The sequence below is a fragment of the Streptococcus sp. DD04 genome (assembly GCF_001578725.1).
Taxonomy (GTDB): Bacteria; Bacillota; Bacilli; order Lactobacillales; family Streptococcaceae; genus Streptococcus; species Streptococcus sinensis.
On record NZ_KQ968976.1, the window covers coordinates 487,210 to 497,000 of the forward strand.

General features: G+C 40.7%; 11 protein-coding genes, 1 pseudogene and 1 riboswitch. Of the genes and pseudogenes, 2 read left to right on the forward strand and 10 right to left on the reverse strand.

The annotated features are described in order from the left end of the window. The 3 genes from STRDD04_RS10500 to STRDD04_RS02350 form a co-directional block, all read right to left on the reverse strand. Positions 1–238, reverse strand: a 238-nt coding sequence (locus STRDD04_RS10500; protein ID WP_197460064.1) for a diacylglycerol kinase family protein, incomplete at its 3' end; no start/stop codon positions are given. Between the two features lie 8 nt (positions 239–246). Beyond that, positions 247–2,205: an NAD-dependent DNA ligase LigA gene (gene ligA, locus STRDD04_RS02345; RefSeq protein ID WP_062199008.1), complete on the reverse strand. Its 1,959-nt coding sequence runs from the start codon at positions 2,203–2,205 to the stop codon at positions 247–249. A gap of 103 nt (positions 2,206–2,308) precedes the next feature. Further along, on the reverse strand, positions 2,309–2,824 hold the full coding sequence (locus tag STRDD04_RS02350) for a QueT transporter family protein (protein ID WP_037614731.1): 516 nt from the start codon (positions 2,822–2,824) through the stop codon (positions 2,309–2,311). Next, a riboswitch (PreQ1 riboswitch) is annotated at positions 2,822–2,916 on the reverse strand. Its footprint overlaps the gene before it by 3 nt. 108 nt (positions 2,917–3,024) lie before the next feature. On the opposite strand from STRDD04_RS02350, the gene STRDD04_RS02355 reads away from it, so the two are divergent. Next, complete coding sequence (locus STRDD04_RS02355) at positions 3,025–3,462, forward strand: GtrA family protein (RefSeq protein WP_062199010.1); 438 nt, start codon at positions 3,025–3,027, stop codon at positions 3,460–3,462. Between the two features lie 36 nt (positions 3,463–3,498). Continuing rightward, positions 3,499–3,909 carry a GNAT family N-acetyltransferase gene (locus STRDD04_RS02360; RefSeq protein WP_062199012.1) on the forward strand — a complete coding sequence of 137 codons (411 nt, stop codon included), beginning with the start codon at positions 3,499–3,501 and terminating at the stop codon, positions 3,907–3,909. A 144-nt stretch (positions 3,910–4,053) separates the two neighbouring features. Here the strand turns inward: STRDD04_RS02360 and STRDD04_RS02365 are convergent, their stop codons facing one another. The 7 genes and pseudogenes from STRDD04_RS02365 to STRDD04_RS10850 all read right to left on the reverse strand — a co-directional run. Then, entirely contained in the window at positions 4,054–4,761 is a 708-nt protein-coding gene (locus STRDD04_RS02365) for a B3/B4 domain-containing protein (RefSeq protein ID WP_062199014.1), read from the reverse strand. 8 nt (positions 4,762–4,769) lie between these two features. Continuing rightward, entirely contained in the window at positions 4,770–5,219 is a 450-nt protein-coding gene (locus STRDD04_RS02370; protein WP_062199016.1) for a MarR family winged helix-turn-helix transcriptional regulator, read from the reverse strand. 327 nt (positions 5,220–5,546) lie between these two features. Continuing rightward, the gene (locus STRDD04_RS02375; protein WP_062199018.1) at positions 5,547–6,434 is read right to left on the reverse strand and encodes a DUF4300 family protein; all 888 of its coding nucleotides are present in this window, start codon (positions 6,432–6,434) and stop codon (positions 5,547–5,549) included. A gap of 319 nt (positions 6,435–6,753) precedes the next feature. Beyond that, positions 6,754–7,065: a hypothetical protein gene (locus STRDD04_RS02385; RefSeq protein ID WP_062199022.1), complete on the reverse strand. Its 312-nt coding sequence runs from the start codon at positions 7,063–7,065 to the stop codon at positions 6,754–6,756. A 139-nt stretch (positions 7,066–7,204) separates the two neighbouring features. Further along, entirely contained in the window at positions 7,205–8,944 is a 1,740-nt protein-coding gene (locus STRDD04_RS02390; RefSeq protein ID WP_062199024.1) for a glycoside hydrolase family 13 protein, read from the reverse strand. A 232-nt stretch (positions 8,945–9,176) separates the two neighbouring features. Beyond that, entirely contained in the window at positions 9,177–9,458 is a 282-nt protein-coding gene (locus STRDD04_RS02395; protein WP_062199026.1) for a hypothetical protein, read from the reverse strand. A gap of 73 nt (positions 9,459–9,531) precedes the next feature. Next, positions 9,532–9,791 (reverse strand): annotated as a pseudogene (locus STRDD04_RS10850) (hypothetical protein); the annotation flags it as partial.

Below are 9,791 nucleotides of genomic sequence, written 5' to 3' on the forward strand. Positions count from 1 at the left end.
TGACCACTTCATTAATCGTTCCGTCACCACCAGCAGCAATCACCAAGTCAAAACCAGCCTTGGCTGCCCTTTCGGCTTCCCGCTGCGCGGAGAAAGGCTCTGGAGTCGTTTGGTAGGCGCTGGTCTCATAGCCAACATCTTCTAAAACGTCCAAGACTTCGGCAATATTTTTCTTGATAATCTCCTGCCCAGAAGTTGGGTTATAAATCAATCTTGCTTTTTTTATCTTGTTCTTCATACTCAGCCTCACAAGCCATCTAACCAATGCTCATCTCGAATCTCGATTCCAAGTTCTTGGGCTTTGGTCAATTTGCTGCCTGCATCACTGCCAGCTACCACCAAGTCCGTCTTTTTAGACACACTTCCGGCAACATTAGCTCCCAAGCTCAGCAATTTTTCTTTGGCTTGATTCCGTGTTAATTTTTGTAATTTTCCGGTCAGTACGACTGTTTTGCCAGAGAGGACTGCATCAGCAGCTACTTTTTCACCTAGATAGTCTAAATTGACACCAGCTTCTTGCAGTTCCCGCAGCAGCACTTGGCTGCCTTCCTGCTCAAAGTAAGAATGCAGACTTTGAGCAATAACAGTCCCCAAGCTATCAATAGCTGCAATGTCTTCTTGGTTTGCCTGAGACAACCTAGGAATATCGTGGAATTTCTCTAATAGAATCCGACTGGCCTTGCTTCCCACATGACGAATACCCAGCCCAAAGAGTAATTTCTCTGCTGAGTTATCCTTGGAAGCTTGAATAGCATGATACAACTTGTTGGCTGATTTTTCCTTAAAGCCGTCTAAGGTGAGCAAGTCTTCTACAGAAAGACGGTAAATGCTGGCAACATCCTTGACCAATTCCTTGGCAAAGAGCTTTTCGACAATCGCAGGGCCTAGGCCTGTGATGTTCATAGCATCTCGGCTGGCAAAATGAGTCAAACCCTCCATGATTTGAGCGGGACAGAGAGGATTGATACAACGCAGAGCTACCTCATCCTCAAAATGCAATAGCTCACCGCCACAACTCGGGCAGTGACTTGGGATTTCCACAGCCTCTTCTGACACCCTCTTAGACTCGACCACACGCAAGACGGCTGGTATAATATCGCCTGCCTTATAGACAATAACTGTATCCTCCTTGCGAATATCTTTTTCAGATATGTAGTCCACATTGTGTAAGGTTGCTCGGCTGACAGTCGTTCCCGCTAGCTGCACCGGCGTCAAGTTCGCCGTGGGAGTCACAACTCCCGTCCGTCCGACGGTCCAGTCCACAGACAAAAGCTGGGCTTCCTTTTCCTCAGCTGGAAACTTATAGGCGATGGCCCACTTAGGTGCCTTGACAGTAAATCCAAGCTCCTCTTGCACCGCCAAGTCATTGACCTTGATAACAATACCGTCAATCTCATAAGGCAGACTATCCCGCTCCTGAGCAATTTTTTCGATAAACTCCCAGACCTGATCCATAGATTCCGCCAGAATATGAGTAGGATTGACTGAGAAGTCCAAAGATGCCAGCTTATTCAAAACAGCTTCCTGACTGGTTTCCTGAGTCGGACTGGCTTCTTGATAGAGGAAAGTAGCCAGTTTACGCTTAGCCACAACAGCTGTATCCAATTGGCGTAGGGTTCCAGCTGCTGCATTTCGCGGATTGGCAAACTCAGGCTCACCATTTTCCTGCCGTAGCTGGTTAACCGCATCAAAGGAGGCCTTGGGCATGTAGCATTCTCCGCGGACAGTCAAGTCAACAGGCTCTTTGAGAGTCAAGGGAATATCCTTGACCCGTTTGAGATTTTCCGTGATGTTTTCACCGACAGAGCCGTCTCCGCGCGTCGCGCCTGCTATCAAGACACCATTTTCATAGGTCAGGGAAATAGACAGACCGTCAATCTTGAGCTCGCAGAAGTAGGAAACGCTGGGAAATTCCCGACGCACCCGCTCGTCAAATGCCAGTAATTCTTCACGTGAAAAAGCATCCTGCAAACTAAAAAGAGGATACTGGTGTTGGTATTTTTCAAATCCTTCTAAAATCTTCCCACCAACCCGATGTGTAGGGCTGTCAGGCAGAATGTCTGTTGGGTACTTTTCTTCTAAGTTCACCAGCTCACGATAGAGCCGATCATACTCACTGTCAGATACGCTTGGACAATCACTGGTATAGTATTCATGGGCGTATCGATTAAGCAATTTGACTAATTCTGCAATTCTTTTTTTCATACTTCTATTTTATCATAAATGGGCGAAATCTTCCTCTATTTGTTCCTCACAATCCACAGGAAATTAAAAACAACCATACATTTTTATAGTTGTTCCTTGTAATCTATCTCGTCAAATCAATATGCTGGGACAGACGATTGATTAAAATCGCTCCAATTAGCAAAGAAACAAATTCTCCAGCCGCTGTCGTAAACCAAGTGAGGAAAAAGGGAAGACCTTGTAAGAGGTGCAGTTCCGCAGCAATGGTAAACATGGAAATAGAAAAGAGAATTGCAAAGCAGAAATGATCTAGCCGAATCAGATTATTAAGAATATATTGATTCTTGAATTTTTCAAAAAGAATAACACCTAAAGTCAAAAAAACTAAAGTGGAACCACCACCAACAAAGACATCTACGATACCAAAACTATATAAATTGGCAATCATACAGCCTAAGGTCACCCCGATGATATACTTACGATGATAAAAGGCCATAAAGTTCATCATCTCCGAAATACGGAATTGATAAGCACCATAGCTAATAGCATTCAAAGGTGGGGTAATGGTCAAAGCTACATAGATCGCCGCAACTAAGGCAATCTGAGTCATGTCACGAACAGTTAGGTTTTGTTTTTTCATTTTTTCTCCTTTAGCGGTTTTCCCGCTTAAAATATGCTTGACGAAAGAAGCTAAGCGTCAAGGGCTGTATCCATCACTAACAGTAAGAAATGAAATAGGTCGGAGATTCTTTTAAAACAGCTCCTTCTCCTCATTCTCTCACATTGAGACACAGCCTTTCAAGTATAGCACAAATCCCGAAAATATGATAGACTAAGATCATGAAAGTTGTAATAAAAAAGTTTTTTGGTAATGAAATTTTATCCTACCTGTTTTTTGGAGTAGCCACTACTGTGGTAGCTGTCGCGACCCGGATGCTGCTCTATACTCTGACCTCGAATGAAATCATTGCGACCATCATCGGAAATATCGCCGGTATTCTTTTTGCCTTTGCGACCAACGATACCATTGTTTTCAAGCAAAAAAGAAAGGGCTGGCCAGTCAGACTGATTAAATTCTTTATCGCTCGGCTCAGCACCCTAGGCCTCGACCTAGCTCTAACCATCATCTTTGTCAGCTGGTTCCCGCAAATCATCGGCCAATTTGTCAACAATGACATCAAGATGGTCAATACTGTCGAAACCTTCATTGCCCAAGTAGCTATTATCATCCTCAACTATGTCTTCAGCAAGATTTTTGTTTTTAAAAGCAAGAAATAATAATAGGCTATTTGAGAAGCTAATATGGAGGCTACAATGCAATTTCGATTGGAAAATAGAGAATCGAAGAAAACACAAGAACTGGGAAATTTAATCAGAGCATATAATCAATCAAAGAGAGAACCGTCAAAAAGTGAACCTCTTAACATCTATGTCGAAGACCAACAAGGAAATCTAATTGCTGGCATGGTAGCCGAAACTTTTGGAAATTGGCTAGAAATTGAATATTTGTATGTGCAAGAGGATTTCCGAGGACAAGGCATAGGCTCAAACATTTTGAACCGGGCAGAAAAAGAGGCTAGAGAAAGAAAGTGTAAATATTCATTTGTGAACACCTATCAGTTTCAAGCACCGGATTTTTATAAAAAGCACGGTTATGAAGAAGTGTTTGCCTTAAAAGAATATCCCTATACCGGAGAAAGATATTATTATACAAAAGCATTATAATTTAAGATTTGAATGATTCAAATCAGATGCATTATTGTCGGTTTCTTACGAAGAAGAGAAAATAGAGTTATGTTTAGACCAAAGTTTCTTTGCCCTATAAAAGCAAATCTGGACCAGATTATTCTGACCCAGATTTTTTGATGATTAGATTTCCAAACTTGGATTTTCAGCTGTCAGGTGGGTAATGTCACCCTTGACACCGAAATATTCCTCCACCAGAGACTGGAGTTCTTTCATGGCTGCTTGAGCACGCGCTGCCTGCTCTCCATTGATAGCCTCGATAACCAAAACAGCATCCTTGGTCCCTTCTGTCAGCATGGTTCGCTGAGCTTCTCGCCAGTTGAGACAGCGGCAGACGGCTCCCTCCTCATCATAGTAGATAATTTCCTCTGGGAGAGCCGGTGCATCCGTTTCAGCTCCCAGTGGAAAGAAGGCTTCACCACCCTTGGCTTTCCCCAGATGAAGACCACCGACAATCTTGTCCAAATCCTCCCCACCACAAGGAACGGCATAAGACAAGGACACACTGTTATAAAGATCTACCAAAGGATTGATCGGATGAAACTCCCGCCCCTGACTGACCCGCTTGAGCAGGGCTTCAATGGAAGAACGGGCTCCCTTCTTAGTTTTAAACTTACTAAAAGCCTGCCGCCATTCCTGAATAACATCATTCTGGGTAAAATTCTCATCTGGGATAAAGTCTTCAGCTCGCTTTGCTCCCTTATCTAGCAAGGATTTGAAATAAGGATCCTTACTTTCATCAACTGAATTGTCCAAACCCTTGGCTACCATAATACTAATCTGCGCCTCTGGAAACAAAGTCCAAAATTCATTTTCAACTGTAATTTTCATGTTGCACCTCAATAATTTCTTTTCTGACCTTTTTTGACCAGCTCCCAGTCCTTGGTAATATTCTCTCGGACGCGAACCAGCATCTTTTCTAACTCTTTCCGCTCAGTTTCTGAAAAAGTTTCCAACGAAACCTGCTCCGAATACTCGTTTTCCGCTAAGATAAAAGGATAGAGGGTTGCCCCCTTTTCGGTGACAAACCATTCCTTATTCTTACGGTTATTGGCAGCTGGGCGCTGTTCCAGTAAACCTTTGCCTTCTAGTTTCTTGACTGAGCGAGCCACCGTCGAGCGATCGACCTTGAGCAAATCCGACAGCTCCTCCTGGATAATGCCAGGATTCTCCGCAATCCGCACCAGATAGAGATATTGCCCCCGCGCCAGATCTATGTCACGAAACTCCAGATTAGCTATGGAATCCAAAGCTCGGGCAATAATGCCAATTTCACGTAAAACTGTCATTTGTCCTCCTTATGAAACTAGTATATCAACTTTTTATTGCAAATGCAACAAAAAGTTGATGTTTTCTAAAAAAGAAAGGATTTTCTTTAAGAGAGCTATCACATTTTTATCATTTCTGTAGCGGAGAAAGCAATATAGACATTACCAAGCACTTTTTCGACGCAAAAAGACGTACAGTTGTTACAACCGTGCGTCTGTCTGCCCTAATTATACTTTAACTTAACTAGAAAAATGACTCTGTTAGACTTGCCATCAAACAGTCAAAAAGATTCCAGAAATAACAACCAGCCGTAACTAAACATTAAACTCCATACAGCAGCAATATCTCTATTTATCCTCTACTACTTTCTCATTATCCATGAGAAAGGGCTTGGCCAGACCTTCTCCTGTGTAGTCTTTATATTTGGTCTGCAAGTATTTGTAGACATCTTCCTTGGTTGCAAACTTGATAGCCTGGTAAGGTTCTTCAAAGGTCAGCTTTTCGACAAATAAATATCCGTCTTTATCTGGAACCAAGACGCCGACATGCCCGACAAAGAGAGAATCACCGTCAAGATTGTCGTGGACAATGACAGAGAGCATCCTTGCCTTTTCGTTAAACTTGAACTGTTTGAAGTATTCCTCCATCTTCTTAGCGTGAACTTTGACATCTTGGGTCGCCTCAGTCTTGACTCTTGAGAATAGGATATTAAAGGCTTCTTTATCTTTAGTATCAAATAGCTTTCCCTTGTCAATCGCGTCATTATCCAAGAACAAAAGTTCATCATCCTTTTCCATTTGAGGGATTTCGATGCTATTTTTTAGCAAAGTATAAGAGTTAATTCGGCAATTTGTCCCGATAAAATCACCCTTTTTTTCACGCCACAAGTTGCTGATTTTTTCTACATCGTAGTCTGTTTTGGTGAATGTAGTGAAATCTCCCGTTAATCCAGCAGAACCAACAATGCCATTGTAGTCATTGACTAGATTGACAAAGTTATCTACACCATTTTTATCCAAGTCGGCAGCCAACAGACTCTTAACTTCTTCGACACTTTTTTTACTGTTTAGATTTGAATAAGTCGCCTTCCACGGATATTTTTCCGAGCTAGTCTGACCAACTGTTGAATTTTCTTGACCGCCGTTCGATTGCTTTTGCGTCTTCCCACACGCCACTAAGCCAAGAATTGCCAAAGTGCAGGCACTCATCAACATAATCTTTTTTACTTTCTTCATTCTTTCGTCCTGTTTACATTTTTACTATGGTAATTTTCAAAGATTCCTCTTGTTATTATATCAAGAAATACTGGAAAACAGAAAGAAAAAAGCTAATTTGAACAGAAACTTCCTTGTTCTTGAAATCACATCTGAATTAAAAGTACAACTTTATAAAACAAACACACACCTCACCGAAGCTATTCCCCTTAACAAAAAAATGACTGCACTTTTATCAACGGCAGTCACTTTGATTTATGAATTGATGAGTAAGGTAGAGTAGCTAATTCCAAATGCCAACTTAAAGAAAGGAATCGCTATACGCTATACACTGATAAATCTACTTAATCTTGTGCTTGTTCATCTTTTCTTCAAAGATAGCTATCATGATAGCGCGCAATTCTTCACGCTCCTTTTCAGGAAGCTCTCCTGCTTGCTTAGCTACAGCGTAAAGTTCTGGGTATTGCTTGGCAACTCGCTCAACCGTCTTGGTCGTTGCATGCCCTCTCACAAAGAAGGGAATTCGCTTAAGCCATTCTTGTGGCACCAGCGCCAAAATCTTTTTAGCCGCTTCCTTATCACTAATAACGGCTGTACTAAGCCCCTTTTTGATTTGCTCTTGCTCTTTTTCCGTAAAATCATTTAATTCCATTCTGAACTCCTCTTTTCTAATAAGTTACTTGCTCTTCTTAAATAGACTGCTCTTAGATTGGTTTTTTGAAATTTGAGTAACCCTGACAAGTCTTTCAGTCGAATTTCAAAAAATTAATTTGCAACAGTTCCCAATCTTCCTAAATGATTACGAAGCCTTTTGGTAAGATAAGAAGCTGCCCACCCGAGATTTGACAATGACTTGCTAAAGTTGCAGAATCACTATCTAAAAGATAGTTTTCAGTTGATGGGTTAAAAATTGCTCGGACCTTTTGTCTATCATAGTCCCATTCCAAAGACAGCACATCAGGCTTGATTTCTTCTAGAATATATTTTCCATGCTGGATAATGTCTGAAGCATCCTTGCGAAGCTGAATCAATTTCTTCATGAAATCGAGCATCTCATTGCTATCGGAAACACGTTCCCAAGGCATCACACGACGACAATCTGGATCTGGCCCTCCGTCTAATTCTAACTCGGTTCCATAGTAGAAACACGGTGTTCCCCTTTGTAAAAAGAGGCAGGCTAGAGTAGACTTAACAAGCTGTGTATCACCTTTGGCAGTAGCCAAAATGCGCTCCGTATCGTGCGAATCCAGAAGATTGAACATGACCTCAGAAATCTGCTGTCTATAATACATAGACTGGCCATTGATCTCATCGATAAATTGACTGGTCTTCTTGACCCCACGCAAGAAATAATCCTTGATACTATCAGATAAAGGATAGTTCATGACCGCATGGAACTCATCACCATTTAGCCAAGGCTGAGACGTGTGCCAGACTTCTCCAAGAATATAAAGGTCAGGCTTTTTAGCCAAGACAGCCTTACGGAAATCTCTCCAAAATTGGTGGTCGACTTCGTTGGCCACATCCAGCCGCCAAGCATCGATGTCAAACTCTTCAATCCAGTAGGTCGCAACGCTCAACAAATAGTCTCTCACTTGAGGATTTGCTGTATTGAGCTTTGGCATATAGCTCTCAAAGGCAAAGGTATGGTAAGGGAGCTTTCTTGGATTTGCAAGCTTATCCTTTGTCACTGGGAACTCTCGAACATGAAACCAGTCTTTATAAGCTGAATTTTCGCCGTATTTAAGGACATCCTGCCATTGTGGAGATTGATCGCCGATATGATTAAAAACAGCATCCAGCATCACCTTCATGCCACGTTGATGGGCTTGCTCCACCAGTTTACGGAAGGTTTCCTTGTCTCCAAAATGACGATCAATTTCGAAATAATCCGTCGTATCATACTTGTGATTGCTAGGGGACTCAAAGATTGGACAGAGATAAAGGCCTGTAATGCCCAAGTCCTGCAAGTAATCCAGATGGTCAATAATCCCCTGTAAATCTCCACCAAAGAAATCGCTAGTTTTTGGTTTAATAGACGAATCCCAAGCTAGCGCACCTTCAGGTGAAATCTCAGGATTGCCATTAGCAAAGCGTTCTGGGAAAATCTGGTACCATACCGTCTCTGCCACCCAGTCAGGAACTTTGCAACCATCAATTTCATGAATATAAGGAAGCTTAAAGCCATTCCCCTCGTAATGAAGATTTTCAAGCGTGTTTTCAACACACCCCTTATCGCCATACAAGATACTCTGGCCTTGCTTATCCTTAATCTCAAAGAGATACTGGATCCGAGCAAAGCCAACTGAGACCTCCACTTGCCAATAATCAAACAAATCATCAGAAGTCATTTTAACCATCTCTTTGGTATCTTCATATGAATCCTCCATAAAAATAAAAGGATCTCCATAGTGCAAGGCGACTGTTTCAATATCCCCCTTTTTCGTCCGAATACGAATGTGCAATTGCTTATCCTTGTATAGATAAGCATACTCCGACTCCGGCCTGTGGTAAATAGCTGTCAATTCCATATTTTCTCTCCTAGATTTCTCTTTATAAACTCATCACAATTTTATGCAAACGATTTCATTGTGTAGCCCTAGTATATCACTTTAAAAAAATGATTGCAAGGTGTTGTTTGTGTATATAGTAAAAAGCCTTGAGGTCAAGGCTTTTACTAGCAATAAATATTAACCAATAAAATATGATAAATAAAACAATTAACAGTATAAGTTCATCCTTATTTTCTTCTTTAAATACATATCATTTATAACTATATGAAAGTGCTTCTTCCACTGCATTAATAATATCCAAAGTAAAATCTTTCTTTTTAATTTCTAACGCACTAAGCATTTCTTTGTTTTTTCTAAAAGTTTTATATAAAAGCTTCTTATCTTTATCATCCAAATCAATTTTATAAAGAAGATTTGAAAGCGAAATAATTAATAGCTTAAAATCATTACACAGCGTTTCATCTGATTTTCTACCTTTCCAAGAAAGAAATCTATCAAAGTCATTATCGCTAAACTTTGGCTGTAATCCCATTTTGTTTCTTTGGTATTTCTAACATTAGATGTTTAGATTCTTCCATATTTGTTTCCTCCATTTTATCAATAATCTAAATAGTCAGTATCTTTATCTTCTTCATACATAATTGATTTTTATTCATTTTTTTAGTTTCTATTCTATCAAATAGTTTGATAATCTCAGAATCCGAAAATCCTAAGACATATAGTTTTTCAAACAATATTTTTGTTAGCCTGTTCAAATGCTGATTTCTTAACTCAATTATTTTCTTCTCACTTTCAGTAACAAAATATCCTTTACTTCCACGACTAACAATCAACCCCTGTTTCTCAAGAATTTTTAATGCTTTTT

Excerpts from the sequence above, each read along its gene's own strand:
- STRDD04_RS02370 (WP_062199016.1), bottom strand. The coding sequence starts at position 5,219 with ATGACAGTTTTACGTGAAATTGGCATTATTGCCCGAGCTTTGGATTCC.
- STRDD04_RS02385 (WP_062199022.1), bottom strand. The coding sequence starts at position 7,065 with ATGGAATTAAATGATTTTACGGAAAAAGAGCAAGAGCAAATCAAAAAG.
- STRDD04_RS02350 (WP_037614731.1), bottom strand. The coding sequence starts at position 2,824 with ATGAAAAAACAAAACCTAACTGTTCGTGACATGACTCAGATTGCCTTA.
- STRDD04_RS02360 (WP_062199012.1), top strand. The coding sequence starts at position 3,499 with ATGCAATTTCGATTGGAAAATAGAGAATCGAAGAAAACACAAGAACTG.
- STRDD04_RS02375 (WP_062199018.1), bottom strand. The coding sequence starts at position 6,434 with ATGAAGAAAGTAAAAAAGATTATGTTGATGAGTGCCTGCACTTTGGCA.
- STRDD04_RS02390 (WP_062199024.1), bottom strand. The coding sequence starts at position 8,944 with ATGGAATTGACAGCTATTTACCACAGGCCGGAGTCGGAGTATGCTTAT.
- STRDD04_RS02365 (WP_062199014.1), bottom strand. The coding sequence starts at position 4,761 with ATGAAAATTACAGTTGAAAATGAATTTTGGACTTTGTTTCCAGAGGCG.
- STRDD04_RS02355 (WP_062199010.1), top strand. The coding sequence starts at position 3,025 with ATGAAAGTTGTAATAAAAAAGTTTTTTGGTAATGAAATTTTATCCTAC.
- STRDD04_RS02395 (WP_062199026.1), bottom strand. The coding sequence starts at position 9,458 with ATGGGATTACAGCCAAAGTTTAGCGATAATGACTTTGATAGATTTCTT.
- ligA (WP_062199008.1), bottom strand. The coding sequence starts at position 2,205 with ATGAAAAAAAGAATTGCAGAATTAGTCAAATTGCTTAATCGATACGCC.